Genomic DNA, 18999 nt, shown 5'->3' with positions numbered 1-18999 from the left:
CGCAGCACCCCGTCACGGTCAACGATGAACACTTCCGCCGATCTGCTCAAGCAACTCCGTATCGACCGCCAGACCCCGCCACCGGCTCCGTCCCGGCGTGGGCTGTGGATCGGCCTGGCCATCGTGCTCGTCGTCATCGTTGCCGCCGCGTTGTGGTGGTTCAACCGGCGCCAGGTCATCGAAGTGCAGACCGCACCGGTGGTGGCGATCAGCACCGGCAGCAGCAGCGCCTCGGTGCTGGATGCTTCCGGTTACGTGGTGGCACGGCGCATGGCCACCGTGTCGGCGCAGGTCACCGGCAAGGTGCGCGAGGTGATGATCGAAGAAGGTATGCGCGTGGAAGAAGGCCAGGTGATGGCCACGCTCGACCCGCTGGACGCCGATGCGCAACGCACCTTGTCCGCCTCGCAACTGTCGGCCGCACGCAGCCAGGTGGACAACATGCAGGCGCAGCTGGCAGTGGCCAATGCCGATGCCTCGCGTCTGCAATCGCTGGTGGGAGCACAACTGGTCTCGCGCTCGCAGTACGAACAGGCCACCGCGCAGCGCGATGCCCTGCGTGCGCAGCTGCAGAATGCGCAGCGCAATGTGCAGGTAGCCTCCAATCAACTGGCGATCTCGGCGATCCGCTCGGACTTCAACGTGGTGCGCGCGCCGTTCGCGGGTGTAGTCACCGCCAAGGCCGCGCAGCCGGGCGAAATCGTCTCGCCGCTGTCGGCCGGCGGCGGCTTCACGCGCACCGGTATCGGCACCATCGTCGACATGGAATCGCTGGAAATCGAGGTGGAAGTGGGCGAGTCCTACATCGGCCGCGTGCAGCCGAAGATGCCGGTCGAAGCGGTGCTCAATGCCTACCCGGAGTGGAAGATTCCCGGCGAGGTGATTGCCATCATCCCCACCGCCGATCGCGGCAAGGCCACGGTGAAGGTGCGCGTGGCATTGAAGGTCAAGGACCCGCGCATCGTGCCGGAAATGGGCGTGCGGGTGAGCTTTCTGGAACCGGCCAAACCGCAGGAAGCGGCCACGCCGCAAGGCGTACGCGTGCCCGCCGCCGCGCTGGTGGAGCGCGATGGCGCCACGGTTGCCTTCGTGGTCGATGCGGAAAACCGCGTGCAGGCGCACACCGTTACCACCGGCATCACCCTGGGCGAGGACAGGCAGGTCAGCAAGGGGCTTGCCGCCGGCGACAGCGTGGTGTTGCAGCCGCCGGCGCAGTTGAAAGATGGCGACACGGTGGCCGAGGCGGCCGCCGAGAGCGAGTGACGCACGCGATGGCGCCTTTGCACTAAGAGCGGCTAACAAAACGTAGCGAGCAGCCGTCAGGTGGGTGCGGACGGCGCGGAGGAACCGGAGTGTACGGGGGTACATGCCGATTCCGAGCACCGGCCGCGCCCGCCTGGCGGCTGCGCAGTCGTTTTGATAGCTGCTCTAAGCAGACGCAACCTGGCTGCAGCGCGGCGCTGCGGCGTTTGTCGAAATCAGCAGCTGCCGAACGTCGTGTGCTGTGTGTCTTGCTGTGTCGTGCTCGCTGTTGAATTGCTGGATCGCGCTGTGCGCCGTGTTTGCCGTTGTGGCGCTGCATCGCGGCCGCCGTGTGTAGCACCAGTTGTCCCTAGCCCGTAGCCGCCGTACCGCACCGTCGTCCTGCCATGCGTTGTCGCTTTGCCTTGCCGTTCCATTCCCGCCATTGCCCCGTCAGGAACCGTCATGACCGCCCTTGTCACCCTGCGCAACATCACCAAGACCTACCAACGCGGCCCGGAAAAAGTGCAGGTGCTGCACGGCATCGACATGGAAATTGCCCGCGGCGATTTCGTCGCCATGATGGGGCCCTCCGGCTCCGGCAAGACCACCCTGCTCAACCTGATCGGCGGGCTGGACACACCCAGCGGCGGCGAGATCGAGATCGAAGGCGAGCGCATCGACCGCATGAGTGGCGGCCAGCTCGCCACCTGGCGCAGCCACCACGTCGGCTTCGTGTTCCAGTTCTACAACCTGATGCCGATGCTCACCGCGCAGAAGAACGTGGAGTTGCCGTTGCTGCTCACCTCGCTCAACGCCGCCCAGCGCAAGCGCAATGCGGAAATCGCCCTGACCCTGGTCGGCCTGCAGGAACGTCGCAATCACAAGCCCAGCGAATTGTCCGGCGGCCAACAGCAGCGCGTGGCGATTGCACGCGCGATCGTGTCCGACCCCACCTTCCTGATCTGCGACGAACCCACCGGCGATCTGGACCGCCACAACGCCGAAGAAATCCTGCGCCTGCTGCAGGAACTCAACCGCGAACACGGCAAGACCATCGTCATGGTCACCCACGACCCGAAGGCCGCCGAATACGCCACCCACACCATCCACCTGGACAAGGGTGAGCTGGCCGACGCGCCACTCGCGCCGTAAAGGAGCGCTGCCATGAAGTATCTCTCGCTGGTGTGGGCGCAACTGTTCCGCAGCAAGACGCGCACCTTGCTGACACTGCTGTCGGTGGTGGCGGCGTTCCTGTTGTTCGGCATGCTCGATTCGGTGCGCGTGGCGTTTACCTCCGGTGGCAATGTCAGCGGCGTGGACCGGTTGGTGGTGGCCTCGCGGCTGTCGATCACCCAATCGCTGCCGATCCGCCTGGAAAACCAGATTCGCAGCGTGCCGGGCGTGCGCGATGTGACCTCGGCGATGTGGTTCGGCGGCATCTACCAGGACCCGAAGAATTTCTTCCCGAACTTTTCGGTGGCGCCGAACTTCTTCGATGTCTACAGCGAATACCAGCTACCCAAGGACCAGCTCAAGGCCTTCCAGACCACGCGCACCGGCGCGGTGGTCGGCGAGTCGCTGGCCAAGCAATTCGGCTGGAAGATCGGCGACACCATTCCACTGCAGGCCACCATCTTCCCGCGTAGCGGCAGCAACGATTGGCCGCTGCAACTGGTTGGCATCTTCCGCATGAAGGACCGCACCGTGGCAGCCAACCAGGAACGCCAGTTGATGATGAACTGGAAATATTTCGACGAATCCAACGACTACATCAAGAACCAGGTGAGCTGGTACACGGTGACCTTGCGCAGTGCCGACCAGGCCTCGCGCGTGGCGCTGGCGATCGATGCGTTGTCGGCCAACTCCGATCATGAAACCAAGTCGCAGACCGAATCGGCGTTCCAGCAGGCCTTTCTCAAGCAGTTCGCCGACATCGGTTTGATCGTCACCTCGATCATGGCCGCAGTGTTCTTCACCTTGCTGCTGCTGACCGGCAACACCATGGTGCAGGCGGTGCGCGAGCGCATTCCGGAACTGGCCACGCTCAAGACACTGGGATTCCAGGACCGCACCGTGCTGACGTTGGTGATGGTCGAATCGGTGTTGCTGATCGGCCTGGGCGGGTTGATCGGCATGGGGTTGTCGGCGTTGGTGATTCCGATGGTGGCCGCGCGTAGCGGTGGCCTGATGCCGACACAGACGGTGCCGCTGCAGACCTGGTTGGTCGGCCTGTGCCTGATGGCCGGGATCGGTATCGTGGTGGGTGTGCTGCCGGCGTTACGCGCGCAGCGCTTGAAGATCGTCGATGCCCTCGCCGGCCGCTGACAGGAGCACGCAGATGCAAAGCAAATGGAAGAACCGTCTGGTCAATCTGCTGTCGGTGGTGCTGCTGGCAATCGGCCTGGCTGCGTGGATCGCCTTGCCATGGACGTTGTTGCTGCCGATCGCCGCGCTGTTGGCAGTGTGGTTGGTGGTCACACGCAGCGGCCGGCTGTCGCTGGCGGCGGCACGCATCGGCATTGCGACGTTGCCGCAACGCTGGGGCTCCAGCTCGGTGATCGTGGTCGGCATCGCCGGGGTGGTCGGGGTGCTGGTGGCGATGCTGGCGATGGGCCAGGGATTTCAGGCCACGCTCAACAACACCGGCGACGACAGCACCGCCATTGTGCTGCGCGGCGGCTCGCAAGCGGAAACCAACTCGGTGATCACCCGTGATCTGGTGCCGTTGATCAGCAACCTGCCCGGCATTGCGACCGATGCCAACGGGCGCCCGCTGCTGTCGCCGGAACTGGCGCAGGTGGTCAACATCGCCTCCAAATCCGATGCCACCGACGTCAACGCGCAATTGCGCGGGGTGGGCGAACAGGCCTGGGCGGTGCACACCAAGGTCAAGCTGGTGCAGGGCCGCCACTTCACGCCCGGCCTGCGCGAGATCGTGGTCGGCAAGGGCGCGTTGAATCAGTTCCGCGGGCTGGAACTGGGCAAGACGCTCACCCTGGGCAGCCAGCAGTGGACGGTGGTGGGCGTATTCGCGTCCGGCGATGCGCACGACTCGGAGATGTGGACCGACGCGCAGACCCTGGCCACCACCTACAACCGCAGCGCGTATCAGTCGATCACCGCGCGCACCGCCGGCAAACCGGGGTTTGCACAGTTCAAGGCCGCCATGGCGGCCGATCCACGGCTCAAGCTGGATGTGGACACCACCCGCGCGTACTACGGCAAGCAGGGCGGCGGCTTGAACAAGTTGATCAGCATCCTGGGCACGGTGATCGGCGCGATCATGGCGGTGGGCGCGGTGTTTGGTGCGCTCAACACCATGTATGCCGCCGTGGCCACGCGGGCGCGCGAGATCGCCACCATGCGCGCGATCGGCTTCCGCGGGGTGCCGGTGATCATGGCGCTGATGCTGGAAACCATGCTGCTCGCCTTGCTCGGCGGCCTGCTAGGCGGGCTGATCGCCTGGGCAGTGTTCAACGGCTACACCGTCTCCACGCTGGGCAACAACTTCAGCCAGGTGGTGTTCCAGTTCAAGGTGTCGCCAGAGCTGCTGTGGAGCGGGCTGAAATGGGCGCTGGGCATTGGGCTGGTGGGCGGGCTGTTCCCGGCATTGCGCGCGGCGCGCTTGCCGATCACCACGGCATTGCGCGAGGTGTGAGGCGGGCGGTGGCCCGCCGGGATTGGGGAGTGGGGATTGGGGATGCGTAACAGCCAGGGCAAACCATCTGGCTGCGGCTGAACGCCGGGCGGGCTGTCATCGTTTTGTCACCGCACTGCGGTAGATGCGCGCGGCGGGCAGGCCGTAGTCTGCTCGGCCGCTTCGCCCTTCGATGCATTGCCATGACGCGCCTGCTCCTGCTGGCCTGCGCCTGCCTTTGGCTGGCCGGCTGTTCCTCGTCCTCCACCTCGCTGAGCGAGCGCCTGGTCGCGCCCGGTGGCACCTCGCCGTTGCTGGACGAAGAGCGCATTGCCGCCACCATCGCCAGCGTGCCCAGCCGCAGCGGGCACGTGGTCACCCGCGATCAGGTGCCGATCTTCTGGCGCGCGATCGACCCGGGCCAGTACGCCATGCGCTACCGCTACCGCGGCCAGCGGCATGACCCGGCGCATGCGCTGGACGTGGATTTCAGCTTCACCGCGCCCACCGCGGCCGCGCCGGCCACACCGCGCGGCACCGTGGTGCTGCTGCACGGCTGGATGATGGATGGCGATTCGCTGCTGCCGTGGTCGTTGGAGTTGGCGCAGGCCGGCTACCGCGTGGTCACCATCGACCTGCGCAACCACGGCCATTCCGGCGGTGGCCCGTCCGGCTACGGCACGCGCGAGTCCGACGACGTCATCGATGTGATCAATGCACTGCAGCCGCGCGGCGAGATCCAGGGCCCGCTGTATCTGTTCGGGATTTCCTACGGCGCGGCCACCGCGCTGTTCACCGCCGACAAACTCGGCGACCGCGTGGCCGGCGTGGTGGCCATGGAATCCTTCGCCAATGCCGGGCGCGGCATTCGCGACATGGTGCCGCACCTGCTCGCCAGCCAGCCCAACGGCTGGCGTGGGCAGGCGGTGGCGGCGTATGCGCGCTGGCGCTACGGCGGCCAGGACATCGATGCGGTGATTGCCGCGGCAGACACGCAATTACAGCTGGATCTGGACCATGTCGACGTCACCCAGGCATTGGCCGCCACGCGCAGCTGCGTGCTGCTGTTGCATGGCGATGCCGATCAGCACATTCCGGTGGCGCATGGCCGTGCCCTCGCCCTGGCCAGCCCGCGCGCGCACTACCTCGAGCTGCACGACGAAGACCATCTGAGCCTGCCGTTGCGCCTGGACCTGCTGGCGCAGCCGATCGATGCCTGGCTGGCGCAAACGCAACAGGACCGCGGCACTTGCCCGGCCCCGCAGGCGCTTCCAGCCTCCACGCTTGCTGTAGCAGCGGCGGCCGCAACGCCGCCGCGTAGCTGATCGCAGCTAAGCAGTAGCTTCAGATCACTGCGCGGGCGCTCGCAAGCGCGCGTAGCGAAACAGATCGCATATCGAGTCCCGCACGCGCAGGTGCATCAAGCACACGACCACATTCCGCGCGCACTCTCACACCTGCATGCCACACGCTCCGCGTTCAGCGCGACGCCGCAGGCCTGCGCGCACGCCACACGCTGTCACCGACAAACAACAACAAGCCCAGCCAGATCGCGGCAAATCCAATCGCACGGCCCTGGTCGAACGGCTCATGGAAGAACCACACGCCCAGCAGCAGCTGCAGACTCGGCGCGATGTATTGCAGGATGCCCACCAGCGACAGCGGAATGCGCCGCACACCGTAGGCAAACCCGATCAAGGGCAAGGCGGTGACCACGCCGCCGAAGATCAGCATCGCATCGGTGCCCAGGCTCCAGCTGCCGATAAAACCGCCGCCGTGGCCGTATTCGCCCCAGCCCACCAGCAGCAGTGCCGGCACGAACAGATACACGCTTTCCACGCCCAGGCCGGCCACCGGATCCACCGCCACCAGTTTGCGCAGCAAGCCATACAACCCGAACGAACTCGCCAGCCCCAACGCGATCCATGGCGGCGCGCCCGCATCGAGCGTCAGCCATAGCACGCCCAGCGCCGCGCATGCCACCGCCACCCATTGCAGGCGCCGCAGGCGCTCCTTCAACACCACCACGCCCAGCAGCACGCTCAGCAGCGGGTTGATGAAGTAGCCCAGGCTGCTTTCGATCACATGCCCGGCGTTGATCGCCCAGATATACAGGCCCCAGTTGAAGGCAATCGCCACGCTGCTGCCGGCCAGCATCGCCAGCGCGCGCGGCTGCGCGGCGATCGTGCGCCACCAGCGCAAGCCGGAGGTGGCCACCAGCCACGCCACCACCAGCAGCGCACTCCAGACGATGCGATGGCCAATGATCTGCAGCGACGGCACCGCCTTGAGCACATGCCAGTACAGCGGAATCACGCCCCACAACACGAAGGTGGACGCGGTGATCAACAACCCGCGGCGCGCTTCGACCGGCGACACCGCGCTCATCGGCGCGCCTTGGCAAGCGTCACCACCAGCACGCCGCACAGGATCACCGCCATCGCGCCGATATCGTGCGCACTGAAACGTTCGTGGCCAAGCCAGGCGCCCAGGCTCACCGCAATCACCGGGTTGACGTACGCATAGCTGCCAGCCAGTGCCGGGCGCACGTGATGCAACAGCCACACGTAGGCGGTGAAGGCCACGATCGAGCCGAACACGCACAGGTAGGCCACCGCCAGCAGGCCCTGCGTGGTGGGCCAGGCGTGCGGGCGTTCGCCCAGCAACAGGCCGGTGCTCAGCAGCAACACGCCGCCGCACAGCATCTGCCCGGCGGCGGTCATGAACGGAGTCGGCAGATCACGCCCACGCGACCACACCGAGCCGAACGCCCATCCGATCGGCGCGATCAGCAACAACACCAGCCCGCCCGGCGTGGCGGTCAGACTGCTGCCGGCATTGAGCCAGACCACCCCAAGAAATCCGATCACGATGCCCAGCCATTCGCCGCGGCTGGCGTGCTGGCCGCGCAACGCGCCGAACAAGGCCATCCACAACGGCACCGATGCCACTGCGGTCGCCGCCAGGCCCGACGACACACTGCGCTCGGCCAGCACCACCATGCCGTTGCCCAACAGCAACAGCGCCGCGCCCATGAAGGCCACATGCGTCCATTGCGCAGGCGTCGGTGCGGCCACGCCACGCCAGCGCAGCACCGCATACAACAGCGTGCCGGCAACGATGAAGCGCGCGCCGGACACCATCGTCAGCGGTTGCGCACCGCCGGCCAGGGCGAAGCGGATCACCAGGTACGTCGAGCCCCACACCACGTAGACCAGCAGCAGCGCGAGAACGACCAACCCGTTGCGCGCAGGCGCAGGCGCGGCAGCGTTGTGAGAGGAAGACATCGGACATGCCAAGTGCAGCGGAAGCTTCAATTCTAGAGCACCTGCACACGCCCTCGTGCCGCATGCGCTCGCCTGCCGCGCACGTTATGGTGCCTACCGACTCTCATCACGATGGAATGCTTATGCAGCGTCGCATCCCCTTGCTGGCTCTGGCCGCCCTGAGCCTGCTCTCCACCACTGCAGCGGCGCGCACGCCCGAGCCGTGGGAACTCACCGGGCAGGCGCTGATCGATGCCGGACTGGACGGTTCGCTGGCACCGGAAATCGACGCACCCGGGCAGCCCGAACTCAAGGTCATGGTTTCGGCCAGCCGCGCCGGCGCGTACGTGCTCGGCGTCGCCAGCACCGGCTATCGCACCAAGTGGTGCATGCCCGCAGGCAAGGCCGGCCCGCCAGACTTGCAGGCCATCATTGCCGATCTTGCGGCACTGCCGTTGAAGCGTCTGGAAGAGCCCGCTCCCGGCTTGATCCTGCAGGCGCTGGCCAAACGCTATCCGTGTCGCTGAGGGTCAGATTGATTGGGGCACTGCCGCAATCCTTCGGCGGCGTGCGCGATACAGCTGAAGGTGCATCTGCACTCAGCGACGCCCGGGCCTGACCAACGCACCGGGCACCTGCACCGCGCCGCGCTTACTTGCGCGCCGCATCGCTCTTGCTGCGGATCGCCTTGAACTCCGACCCGTCCTGCCAGCTCGGCCATTGGCGGTTGTTGGCCAGCGCCACACCCACGTCGTAAACCAGCGTGGTGTCGGCCGCATGGCCGCTGGCATCCCACTGCGGGGTCCAGCGATCGCAGGGCTGGTGATAGCACTGCGCAAAGTAGGTATCGCGCAGCGCCTTGCCGGCAGCCACGCCACCGTCGAGCATGTCCAGGCCCGGGCCTGCGGTGATCGCCGGCACACCCATGCGAGCAAACGCGAAATGATCGGCGCGGTAGAAGAAGCCCGCTTCCAGATTCGGGTCCGGCGAATACGTGCGCCCACGCGCCTTGGCCGCCTGTTCCAGATCGCCCTCCAGCGACACCCGTCCACGGCCCCACGAGGCGATGTCGCGGGTCGGGCCATCCGGGCTGAACATCTCCATGTTGAGCACCGCCACGGTCTTGTCCAACGGCGCCAGCGGATGTGCCGCGTAGTAGTTGGCACCCAGCAGGCCCTTCTCTTCGGCAGTCAAGGCAATGAAGTACAGCGTGCGCTGCGGTCTGGGGCCGGCGGCGAACACGCGCGCCAGTTCCAGCACGCTGGCCACGCCTGTGGCGTTGTCCACCGCACCGCGCCGGATCGTGTCGCCGCTTGCATCGGCCTTGCCAACCCCAAACGCATCCCAGTGCGCGGAGAAGATCACCGTCTCATCCGGATGCTGGCTACCGGTGAGCTTGCCCACCACGTTGTGGGTCACCACCCGCTCGCGCTTGAGCTTGAAGTCCACCGACAGGCGCGCATCGCCCAGCGCGATCGGTGCGAAGTCGCGCTGCTGCGCACGCTGCTTGGCTTGCTCGAAATCCAGGCCGGCGCGCTGGAACAACGATTCCGCTAATGCACGCTGCATCCAGCCACGCACCGGCACGTGCTGCGCGCGGGCGTCGGCATCACTGCGTTCGATATCGAACAGCGGCGACAGGCCAGAGCTCTGCACCGTGGCCCAGCCATACGCGGCCGGCGCGGTCTCGTGCACGATCAATACACCGGCCGCGCCGCGGCGCGCGGCTTCTTCGTACTTGTAGGTCCAGCGGCCGTAGTAGGTCACCGCCTTGCCGTCGAATGCGCCCGGCTGCGGCGTAGCGAAGTCGGCATCGTTGATCAGCACCACCGCGATCTTGCCGCGCAGGTCCACGCCCTTGTAGTCGTCCCACTGCCGTTCCGGCGCGCTGATGCCGTAGCCCACGAACACCAGCGGTGCATTCTTCAATGCCACCGTGTCGATCGGCCGCAGGCTCTGCAAGGTCACATCAGTACCGTTGACCAGAGATTGGTCCTTGCCGCCCACATGCAACGTGGCGCGGATCGGCCCGTCCACCTGCGCGCGCACCAGCGGCACCGCCTGGGTCCAACCGCCCTGCTCGCCACCGGGCTGCACCCCTGCAGCCTTGAATTGCTCGACCAAATAATCAACGGTGCGCTGCTCGCCGGCGCTCGCCGGTGCACGCCCTTCGAAATCGTCGGACGCCAGCAGGCGCACATGCCGCGACAGCGCTTCGGCATCGATCCCGCCGCCGGGCAGATCGTTGGCGGCCTGCGCCACGCCCCCCACAAACAGGCAGGCGGACAACAGCAGGATGCGCATCGGATTCACGGCGTGGCCTTGCAACTCAAAGATGACCGACAGTTTACAAAGCGCGCGCGCAAAACCGTAGCGCTGTGTTGCTGCGTGATACGGACAAGCGTGCCACGCAGTGATTCGCACGCGGTTGCCGCCACTTGCAGCGCAACCACACGCCACACGCTGCCTCAGCCCGCGCGCACCGGCCGGTCCAGCCAGCAGGCCAATCCCTGCGCATTGAGTTCGATATCGGTGGCCAGCAAGTGCTCCACCGCGGCATAGTCCAACGGGCAGCCATGCTGGCGTGCGCGCTCCAGGTAGAGCGCGGTCAATGCGGCCACCAGACAGCGGTGGCGGTCGGCACGGTCGGCACAGCCTTGCGCGATCTCGGTCATCGCATGGATCTGCTGCACCAGCGCCTGCGCCAATCGCTGCGGATGGGTCACGCGACCATAGTGGGTGAGATACATCGCCTCTGGCGCCATTGCCATCAGCCGTTCGATGGACTGCAGCATGGCCTCTGGCTCGAACTGCACCGGCGATGAGGTCGGCAGGATGAAGGCGCCCTGCGCGCTATCGAGCTGGCGATACGACAACCCGAAGGTGTCGCCGGTGAACCAGCTGCGGCTGCGCGCATCCCACAGGCACAGGTGATGCCGCGCATGCCCGGGCGTGTCGATGCATTGCAGCGCGCGTGTGCCCAGCAGCAGCGTGTGCCCGTCCGGTGCCTGCACCACGCGCTCGGCCGGCACTGGCAGGATCTCGCCATAGCTGCGCGCCATCGCTTCGGCGCCATAGACGGCGGTGGCGCCGGCAATCAGACGCGCCGGATCGATCAGATGCGGCGCACCGCGCGGATGCACCAGCACGCGCGCGTTGGGCAGGTGCTGCAGCAAGGCCCCGGCGCCGCCAGCGTGATCCAGGTGCACGTGGGTCAGGATCAACCACTCCACCTGCGCCGGCGTCAGCCCGGCATGAGTCAACGCCGCCAACATGTGCGGCACCGACAGACTGGTGCCGCAATCGACAAATGCGCCGCGTTGCTCGTCGACGATCAGGTAGGCGGCATCGAAGTTCGCGCCGCCAAAGCCGGTGTCGATGGTCTGGATGCCATGCTCGACGGGTTCTGTCATGCCCACCACACGATTGCCATGCGCAGCCTCAAGTGTAGACGCGTGCGCAGCGGGCCGCTGTGGACCACGTCAAGCGGCGGCAATCACGCCTCGCGCAGCGCGCGCAATGCGGCAAGCACCGGCGCTGCATCGGCGGGCAGCTGCACACCCGGCAATTGCAGCTGGGTGGTGTCTTCGGCCTGTTTCAAGCGCGCAATCAGCTGGCCCGCCTCGCGCGGCGATGCAAAGCCATCGCTCTGCAACAGCAAGGTGCCGGCCGCATCGTGCAACTTGAAATAGAACTGGCCATCGCTCTCGCGGTATTGCTTGAACACCGGTAATGCAGCCTTTGCCGTCGTCGCCGGAGCCACTGCGCTGGCCTGGCTGGACAGATCGCGCAAGCCCACCGCATCGCGCAGTTGCGCCAGCAACGGCGTGGCATAACGGGCCCGCAGGCGCGCACCGCCGGCACGCAGCGTCGCCTCGATCTTGGCCGGCTCGGCCATCAATGCCTCATAGCGTGCGCGCAGCGGTGCGATCTCCAGATCGATGCGCTCGAACAGCTGCTGCTTGGCATCGGCCCAGCTGATGCCATCGGCGAACGCCTGCGCAAACGCAGCGGTTTCCTGCGGCGTGGCGAAGGCCTGGTACAGCTGGAACAGCGCCGAGCCCTGCGTGTCCTTGGCCTCGCCCGGCGCACGCGAGTCGGTCAGGATCGAGAACACCAATTTGCGCAATTCCTCGCGCGGGGCGAACAACGGAATGGTGTTGTTGTAGCTCTTGCTCATCTTGCGGCCATCCAGGCCTGGCAAGGTGGCCACCTGCTCATCGATCACCGCATCGGGCAGGGTGAAATAGTCCTGCCCATACACATGGTTGAAGCGCTGCGCGAAATCGCGCGCCATCTCGATGTGCTGGATCTGGTCGCGCCCCACCGGCACCTTGTGCGCATTGAAGATCAGGATGTCGGCGGCCATCAGCACCGGATACATGAACAATCCGGCGGTGACTCCGGCGTCTTCGTCCTCGCCCTCGGCGCGGTTCTTGTCCATCGCCGCCTTGTAGGCATGCGCGCGGTTGAGGATGCCCTTGCCGGCCACGCAGGTCAGTAGCCACATCAACTCGGTGGTCTCCGGCACATCGGACTGGCGGTAGAACCACACCTTGTCCGGATCCAGGCCACAGGCCAGCCAGCTGGCCGCGATTTCCAGCGTGGAGCGCTGCGTCCGCGCCGGGTCCTGCGCCTTGATCAGGCTGTGCAGGTCGGCCAGGAAGTAGAAGCTCTCGGCATCGGTAGCCGTGCTGGCCTGGATGGCCGGGCGGATCGCACCGACGTAGTTGCCCAGGTGCGGTGTGCCGGAGGGAGTGATGCCGGTAAGAACGCGAGTGGTCATCTGCATAGGCCAGGGAATCAGCCTGCAAGTTTAACGGTTCCGCGCCAGGGCATCCGTCAGCGCCTGGCGCCGGTGCCGCGTACAACGAAAGACGGGCCGCAGTGCGGCCCGTCCCTTGCACACGCTGCTCAGCCGATGGGCGAGCGGGCGCGGCGTGCCTTAGCGGTCGTCGCGCAGCGACTTCTCGAAGGCGCGCACCTCGGTCTGGGCGCGATCACGGTCCCAGCCATAGCGCTCCTGGAGCTTGCCTTGCAGGTATTCCGCATTGCCTTCGGCCACCTTGAAATCGTCGTCGGTGAGGTCGCCCCACTTGGCCTGCATCTGGCCCTTGAGCTGGGTCCACTTGCCGGAAATGATGTCAGTGTTCATTGCGATTCTCCGCTGCTTGCGGCCGCGATTGACCGTGGCGCCAGCTTGATTCTGGCCGCGTTCGGCACAGGTCAAAAGATGTCGAGCGCGCACTCACCGCGATGAACGGTTGCCATCGCAGCGGGTGCGACGGAGGTGCCTGCACCCGCACGTGGCGCCGCGCGCCATTGCGTCATCCACAAAAAAAACGGGCCTTTCGGCCCGTTTTTGTTCACCGATGCAGCAAGTGGATCACTTGCGCGCGGCGTCTTCCACCTTCTCGCCAGCGCCCTGCACGTCCTTGCCGGCACCTGCGACGGTGTTGCAACCCGCCAGCATTCCAACCGACAACATCGACAGCACCAACAATGCAATTGCACGCTTCATAAACTCACTCCTTCATAGGCACGCGGCGGTCGCCGCAGATCAATCAAGACCAACCAAACAGATCAAACAAAACCGATCAGCACTTACCGTCGCTGCATTTGTCGGCGGTCTTCTCGACCTTGTCACCCGCACCCTGCATGTCCTTTCCGGCACCAGCCATGGTGTTACAGCCAGTCATCATGCCGGCCGAGAATAGGCCCAGCACCATCAGTGTCAGCAGTCGCTTCATTTGGTCTTCCTCGGTTCCGCGTCCGGTGCCGATGCACCCCGCTTGGCGCCAAATCTGACTGCGCGACCGTGGATTTGATGTGAACGCCGGGCCAGACGTTCAGGCACCGATCAATCTCGCATCAGCGTCGACTTGCCGAACAGGCTTTCCACCAGATCCACCGCCAGCTCGGCGGTGGCGTTGCGGTTGTCCAGTACCGGATTGAGCTCCACGATATCCAGCGACCCCATTCGCCCGGTGTCGGCGATCATCTCCATCACCAGCTGGGCCTCGCGATAGTTCGGCCCACCCGGCACGGTGGTGCCTACGCCCGGCGCAATGCCGGGGTCCAGAAAATCCACATCGAAGCTCACATGCAGGTGGGTATCGGCGCTCATGCCTTGCAGGGCCGCTTCCATGGTGCGCTTCATGCCGGCTTCGTCGATGTAGCGCATGTCGTAGACGTCGATGCGGTGCTGCTTGATCAGGCGCTTCTCGTCCGGGTCCACCGAGCGGATGCCGATCTGCCGGATCTGCTCGGGCAACACGGCCGGCGCGCTGCCGCCCAGGTGGGTTAGCGCCTGCGGGCCAAGGCCGCACAGGCAGGCCACGGGCATGCCGTGCACGTTGCCGGACGGGGTTACCTCGCTGGTATTGAAGTCCGAATGCGCATCCAGCCACAGCACCCGCAGCGGGCGATGCTGCTCGCGGCAGTACTTGGCCACCGCGGTGATCGAACCGATGCCCAGGCAATGGTCGCCGCCCAGCATGACGGGCATGCGGCCTGCGCACAGCTCCGCGTAGCTGGCGTCCATCAGCGCCTGGTTCCAGGCCACCACCTCGTCCAGATGCCGGTACCCGGCCTGCGGTGCCTGCCAGGGATTGCGCGGGCCATCCAGATTGCCCAGGTCACGCACCTCGACGCCGCGCCCGATCAAGGCCTCCTGCAGCCCGGCGATGCGCAATGCCTCCGGCCCCATCCGGGCACCACGGTGGCCGGCACCGATGTCGGTGGGCACGCCAATCAGGGAAACCGGCACGTACTGCGTTGCCATGCATTGCTCCAGCATCGGGAAAGTCGCGCAGTCTAGTCGTCGCATCGCGCAACTACGCGCGGCAGCGCAGCACGGCACACCGCTTGCATCGTGGTGCGTAGTCGTCATGACTGCCGTGAGCACCGTCATAAGTGACGTTGCGGGGCAGTTTGTGGCACGCGCAGCTTTGCGGACTGTACTTGTCTGACCGCACAGTTAAGAAGCTGAGGCCGGTATGACTTTGCCCTCATATGCCGATGGTATCGTTCGCCCGCCAGCGCAGGACCGGTGTCACTTATTCGCGCAGGCCGTTCGCAACAGGGGGAAAATTTTAATGCCGCACAACGCCGTCAACCAGGTCGTCAAGGCTGCCGTGGGCGAAGTCGCGCGGGCGTCGCATCAGTACGACCTGCAGCGCATCGGGCGCGAATTTGCGCAGACCATCGAGCGCGAACCGGGGATCCGGCTGCTGATGTTGTCCACCGCCGACGGGCGCGCGATCACCGAGCAATCCAGCCTCGACGCCGATGGCCGCCGGCTTGCCGCCATGGCCAATTCGTTTTTGACGCTGGGCGAGACGCTGGCGCGCGAATCGGGCCTGAGCGAAGCCGATTACGCCACCATCAGCACCCGTGGCGGGCAGCTGGTGCTGATCCGCATCCGTGCCGACAGACCATTGACGCTGACCGCCGTGGGCGCCAGCGATCTCAATGCCGCCGCGCTGCTGTTCAACGCACGTGATTGCGCGGGCCGGCTGGCCACGGCGCTGGCAACGCCACCGCCGGCCACCGCGTAGCACTGCTCGCTTGGCACTGTTCGTGCTTGCGTGTGCGCACGGCATCCGCCCACTCATTTCTCAACGCTGGTAAGGACGACTCGTGTCAAAACTCAATCTGGAACAACTGCATTCGCTGGCCGGTTTCGTTGGCGCCGCGCTGGTCGACAGCGACAGCGGCATGGCGCTGGGCATGACCGGCGGCACCGAGCTCAACCTGGAACTGGCTGCGGCCGGCAACACTGAAGTAGTGCGCGCCAAGCGCCGCATCGCCGAACAGCTGGGCTTGAACGACACCATCGAAGACATCCTGATCACCCTGAGCAAGCAGTACCACCTGTTGCGTCCGCTGGAAAGCAACGGCGCGCTGTTTCTGTACGTAGTGCTGGACCGCGCCAAGGCCAACCTGGCCATGGCACGTCACGAACTGAAGGCGTTCGAGAAGACCCTCGACTTCGGTTGATCGGCTGATCGTTAAAGAACGGCGCCACTGCGCCGTTGCTATTGGCCTGCCGGCGCCCGCCGGCAGGCGTTGCTGCCTCGATGCGCCGCCAGGCGCCAGATCATGACCACACCCATCCACACCATGCGGGTCGCCACGGCCGGCCTGGACCTGCTGCACACCACGCGCCTGAAACTGGCCTGCTCGCTGCTGCTCGCCGAACGCATCGACGTGCAGCTGGGCGAGTGGCCCGAGCACGCCGCCGATGTGGTGGTGCTGGGTCTGGAAAGTGCCGATGGCCTGGCCGCGTGGCAGGCCTTGCAAGGCCAGCCGGTGCGGGTGTTGGTGGTGTCGCGCACGCCCGTGGCGGGCGCATGGCTCAGGCACGGTGCCACTGTGCGCGAACTCAACGAACAATTACGCCTGCTGCTGTCCTCGCCACAGCACGCCCCGGCCGCCGAGCCGGCGCTGTTGCTGCGGCATTGCCGCGGGGAATTCGGTACCGATGCGGTGGTGCTGCAACAGGCGCAGCTGCGCGTGCGTGTGGACCCGGGCAATGGTTGGCTGGAGTTGCCCGCCACACTGCCGCTGGCCGCCTTGGTGGCTGCGCTGGATCGCCCCGATTGGCAACGCGCAATGGGCGATATCGGCACCGCCGCCACCCAACGCATCTCAATGGAAGCGCTGTATTTCGCCTTGCCCGAACACCTGCGCCCGGCACTGCCGGCGGTGGAACCGGGCCACGCGCTGCAACTACGCCAATGGCCGGAACTCAGCGCCGATACCAGCACGCCGTCACAGTTGCTGGCCATCGCGCACCTGCATGCCCGGCCGTGGCGCCCGCAGGCGCTGGCCAATGCTTGCAAGCTGCCGCTGCAAACGGTGGAATGCCTGTTCGCCGCCGCGCTGGCCAGCGGCCTTGCCCAGACTGCGGAGATTGCCGTGCCGTCCACGCCGCGTCGTCAGAACAGCAGCAATTCCCGGTTCTTTTCCTGGGTTGCGCGTCGGTTCGGTCTCACCCTCTCCCAGGCGCAGTCATGAGTCTTCCGGCCAACAAATTGGTGTTCGTGGGCGGCATGGGTGCGGGCAAGACCACCGCGGTGCGTGCGATCTCCGACGTGGAGCCGGTCAGCACCGAAATGCCGCTGAGCCAGGATGCCTATGGCGACAAGACCTACACCACGGTGGCGCTGGACTACAGCTCGATCGAGCTCGAAGACGGCGAGCTGCTGCACGTCTACGGCGTACCCGGCCAGAAATACCTGGATTTCATGTGGCCGCTGGTGTGCGACGGCGCCCTGGGCGTGATCGTGCTGACCAGCGCACGCGATACGCAGATGCGCGACACCACGCTGGAGCTGCTGCGCGAATTTTCGCGGATTGCGCCAGAGGCCAGCCTCGCCGTTGGCGTCACCATGACCGACGAGGTGCAGGAATTCCTGCTGCCGCCGTTCCGCGAAGCACTGGTGGCCGAAGGCTTCCGCATCCCGGTCATGCGCGTGGATGCGCGCTCGGCCACCCAGATCACCTTCCTGGTGAAAACGCTGCTGTCCTATCGCTACACCTCCGCGCCGGTCTGAGCGGAAGGTGGCCGTGCGCAATCAACGCGCACACAAAGTGAGTCAAGGAATCCGGTCACGACGGTGCCTGCAGAGGGCGTCACGCGGGGGATGCCGCCTCTAGGGTGGCGGCGACGCGTCCTTCATCCTTGAAGTCAGTAAAGCGTCGCTCAAACGCTACACGGTTGAGCACCGTGCCTGACTTGTTCAGTATGACAACCGGGCACGAGCGGCGGCATCGGGACATTCCTGACACATACGGCGGCGAATGCTGCATGCGGTTGTCGGTGCACTGACCAGCGCGCGACTGCACGTAGCAATCGGCGGATTCAGGGGGATCGGCTAAAGTAGCGTGATGACTATCGAACTCACGCCAGGCGGCTTGTTGATCGCGATCGAAGGGATCGACGGAGCCGGCAAGACCACCCTCGCCAGGAGCTTGGCCACGCTGTTGGAGCAGGCCGGCGCGCGCGTCGTGCTGAGCAAGGAGCCAACCAACGGCCCCTGGGGCACACAGCTGCGGCAGTCGGCCGCCACCGGGCGGCTAAGTGCCCAGGACGAGGTCGACCTGCTGCTCCGCGACCGCCGCGAGCATGTGGAAGCCTTGATCGCCCCGGCGCTGGCGCGCGGAGAGATCGTGATCCTGGACCGTTATTTCCCGTCCATGGTTGCCTACCAGGGCGCCGCCGGCCTGCCACTGGATGCGCTGCTGGCCGCCAACGATTTCGCGCCGCGCCCGGACCTGCTGCTGCTGCTCGACCTGCCGCCGCCCACCGGTCTGGCGCGCATCCGCGCACGCGGCGATGCCCCCAATCATTTCGAAACCCAGGACAACCTGGAACGCTGCCGCGCGATCTTTGCGGCACTGCAGCTGCCGGGCAAGCACGTCATCGACGCCAGCACCGATGCGGACAGCGTGCTGCGCCAGGCGCATGCGCTGGTGGTGGCCGCACTGGCCGAACGCGTGTCCGGCCATGGCGCAGGCACCGAGCAGGACGTACTGGGATTGCTCTCGGCCGGCCGCCCGGCCTGAGCCGAGGTCGCCGCCGGCCAACGCGCTGGCTGGCCTCACCGACAAACGCTCTAGCGGTTGTCGACACGTCACCTGCGCCGTGACCAAACCATGCGTCGCCCGCTGCGCGTCATGGAACCAGACATCCACGCACAACAGATCAGCGCGCGCCAGACGGTGCGCACTGTGGTGACTGAAGAACGGGGATGGTGCCGACACCCGGATTCGAACTGGGGACCTACCGCTTACAAGGCGGTTGCTCTACCAACTGAGCTATGCCGGCAAAGGCGTGCGCGCATC

At 66.0% G+C, this 18999-nt stretch carries 20 protein-coding genes, 1 tRNA gene and 1 other RNA gene; 11 read left to right on the top strand and 11 right to left on the bottom strand.

What is annotated here, in order from left to right:
- Positions 1–24 precede the first annotated feature (24 nt).
- A complete protein-coding gene (locus ACCQ01_RS01750; protein WP_228433152.1) occupies positions 25–1263 on the top strand; it encodes an efflux RND transporter periplasmic adaptor subunit in 1239 nt (412 codons plus the stop codon).
- A gap of 30 nt (positions 1264–1293) precedes the next feature.
- On the opposite strand, the gene ACCQ01_RS01745 is transcribed toward ACCQ01_RS01750, so the two are convergent.
- Positions 1294–1368: non-coding RNA, sX9 sRNA (locus tag ACCQ01_RS01745), on the bottom strand.
- 339 nt (positions 1369–1707) lie between these two features.
- On the opposite strand from ACCQ01_RS01745, the gene ACCQ01_RS01740 reads away from it, so the two are divergent.
- The 4 genes from ACCQ01_RS01740 to ACCQ01_RS01725 all read left to right on the top strand — a co-directional run bounded on the left by ACCQ01_RS01740 (position 1708) and on the right by ACCQ01_RS01725 (position 6207).
- A complete protein-coding gene (locus tag ACCQ01_RS01740; RefSeq protein ID WP_012439495.1) occupies positions 1708–2397 on the top strand; it encodes an ABC transporter ATP-binding protein in 690 nt (229 codons plus the stop codon).
- Positions 2398–2409: 12 nt separating this feature from the next.
- Entirely contained in the window at positions 2410–3570 is a 1161-nt protein-coding gene (locus tag ACCQ01_RS01735; protein WP_228433153.1) for an ABC transporter permease, read from the top strand.
- Positions 3571–3583: 13 nt separating this feature from the next.
- On the top strand, positions 3584–4903 hold the full coding sequence (locus ACCQ01_RS01730) for an ABC transporter permease (RefSeq protein WP_228433154.1): 1320 nt from the start codon (positions 3584–3586) through the stop codon (positions 4901–4903).
- 182 nt (positions 4904–5085) lie between these two features.
- The gene (locus tag ACCQ01_RS01725; RefSeq protein ID WP_011038989.1) at positions 5086–6207 is read left to right on the top strand and encodes an alpha/beta hydrolase family protein; all 1122 of its coding nucleotides are present in this window, start codon (positions 5086–5088) and stop codon (positions 6205–6207) included.
- Positions 6208–6361: 154 nt separating this feature from the next.
- On the opposite strand, the gene rarD is transcribed toward ACCQ01_RS01725, so the two are convergent.
- Complete coding sequence (gene rarD, locus ACCQ01_RS01720) at positions 6362–7270, bottom strand: EamA family transporter RarD (protein ID WP_012439498.1); 909 nt, start codon at positions 7268–7270, stop codon at positions 6362–6364.
- Complete coding sequence (gene yedA, locus ACCQ01_RS01715; protein ID WP_228433155.1) at positions 7267–8169, bottom strand: drug/metabolite exporter YedA; 903 nt, start codon at positions 8167–8169, stop codon at positions 7267–7269. The genes rarD and yedA overlap by 4 nt, the downstream gene beginning before the upstream one ends.
- Positions 8170–8291: 122 nt before the next feature.
- On the opposite strand from yedA, the gene ACCQ01_RS01710 reads away from it, so the two are divergent.
- Positions 8292–8675, top strand: a complete 384-nt coding sequence (locus ACCQ01_RS01710) for a Rap1a/Tai family immunity protein (protein ID WP_016944600.1) — start codon at positions 8292–8294, stop codon at positions 8673–8675.
- A gap of 124 nt (positions 8676–8799) precedes the next feature.
- Here the strand turns inward: ACCQ01_RS01710 and ACCQ01_RS01705 are convergent, their stop codons facing one another.
- The 7 genes from ACCQ01_RS01705 to rocF all read right to left on the bottom strand — a co-directional run bounded on the left by ACCQ01_RS01705 (position 8800) and on the right by rocF (position 14932).
- Complete coding sequence (locus ACCQ01_RS01705) at positions 8800–10452, bottom strand: M28 family metallopeptidase (protein WP_228433187.1); 1653 nt, start codon at positions 10450–10452, stop codon at positions 8800–8802.
- Positions 10453–10616: 164 nt separating this feature from the next.
- Positions 10617–11561 (bottom strand): MBL fold metallo-hydrolase, encoded by a 945-nt coding sequence (locus ACCQ01_RS01700; protein WP_228433156.1) that lies wholly within the window; start codon positions 11559–11561, stop codon positions 10617–10619.
- Between the two features lie 83 nt (positions 11562–11644).
- Positions 11645–12934, bottom strand: coding sequence for a tryptophan--tRNA ligase (locus tag ACCQ01_RS01695; protein WP_161960434.1), 1290 nt, complete (start codon positions 12932–12934; stop codon positions 11645–11647).
- Positions 12935–13093: 159 nt separating this feature from the next.
- The gene (locus tag ACCQ01_RS01690; protein WP_011038998.1) at positions 13094–13303 is read right to left on the bottom strand and encodes a CsbD family protein; all 210 of its coding nucleotides are present in this window, start codon (positions 13301–13303) and stop codon (positions 13094–13096) included.
- A gap of 231 nt (positions 13304–13534) precedes the next feature.
- On the bottom strand, positions 13535–13669 hold the full coding sequence (locus ACCQ01_RS01685; RefSeq protein ID WP_011270059.1) for an entericidin A/B family lipoprotein: 135 nt from the start codon (positions 13667–13669) through the stop codon (positions 13535–13537).
- Positions 13670–13745: 76 nt separating this feature from the next.
- A complete protein-coding gene (locus tag ACCQ01_RS01680; RefSeq protein ID WP_011038999.1) occupies positions 13746–13898 on the bottom strand; it encodes an entericidin A/B family lipoprotein in 153 nt (50 codons plus the stop codon).
- A gap of 110 nt (positions 13899–14008) precedes the next feature.
- Entirely contained in the window at positions 14009–14932 is a 924-nt protein-coding gene (gene rocF / locus ACCQ01_RS01675) for an arginase (protein WP_228433157.1), read from the bottom strand.
- 313 nt (positions 14933–15245) lie between these two features.
- Between rocF and ACCQ01_RS01670 the strand changes: the two genes are divergently transcribed.
- From ACCQ01_RS01670 to tmk, 5 genes are all read left to right on the top strand, one after another.
- Positions 15246–15707 carry a roadblock/LC7 domain-containing protein gene (locus ACCQ01_RS01670; protein WP_228433158.1) on the top strand — a complete coding sequence of 154 codons (462 nt, stop codon included), beginning with the start codon at positions 15246–15248 and terminating at the stop codon, positions 15705–15707.
- An 82-nt stretch (positions 15708–15789) separates the two neighbouring features.
- Complete coding sequence (locus tag ACCQ01_RS01665; protein WP_011039002.1) at positions 15790–16149, top strand: roadblock/LC7 domain-containing protein; 360 nt, start codon at positions 15790–15792, stop codon at positions 16147–16149.
- 102 nt (positions 16150–16251) lie between these two features.
- Entirely contained in the window at positions 16252–17169 is a 918-nt protein-coding gene (locus tag ACCQ01_RS01660) for a hypothetical protein (protein ID WP_228433159.1), read from the top strand.
- Positions 17166–17708, top strand: coding sequence for a GTP-binding protein (locus ACCQ01_RS01655; protein WP_042595653.1), 543 nt, complete (start codon positions 17166–17168; stop codon positions 17706–17708). Before ACCQ01_RS01660 ends, ACCQ01_RS01655 begins: the two co-directional genes overlap by 4 nt.
- 334 nt (positions 17709–18042) lie before the next feature.
- Positions 18043–18720, top strand: a complete 678-nt coding sequence (gene tmk, locus ACCQ01_RS01650; RefSeq protein ID WP_115541624.1) for a dTMP kinase — start codon at positions 18043–18045, stop codon at positions 18718–18720.
- 186 nt (positions 18721–18906) lie between these two features.
- Here the strand turns inward: tmk and ACCQ01_RS01645 are convergent.
- A tRNA-Thr gene (locus ACCQ01_RS01645) sits at positions 18907–18982 on the bottom strand.
- Between the last annotated feature and the right edge of the window lie 17 nt (positions 18983–18999).

This window comes from Xanthomonas sp. NCPPB 4037 (assembly GCF_041475695.2).
Taxonomy (GTDB): Bacteria; Pseudomonadota; Gammaproteobacteria; order Xanthomonadales; family Xanthomonadaceae; genus Xanthomonas; species Xanthomonas campestris.
The sequence above is the reverse complement of the archived record's forward strand: the minus strand, read 5'-3'. Positions and strand labels throughout refer to the sequence as shown.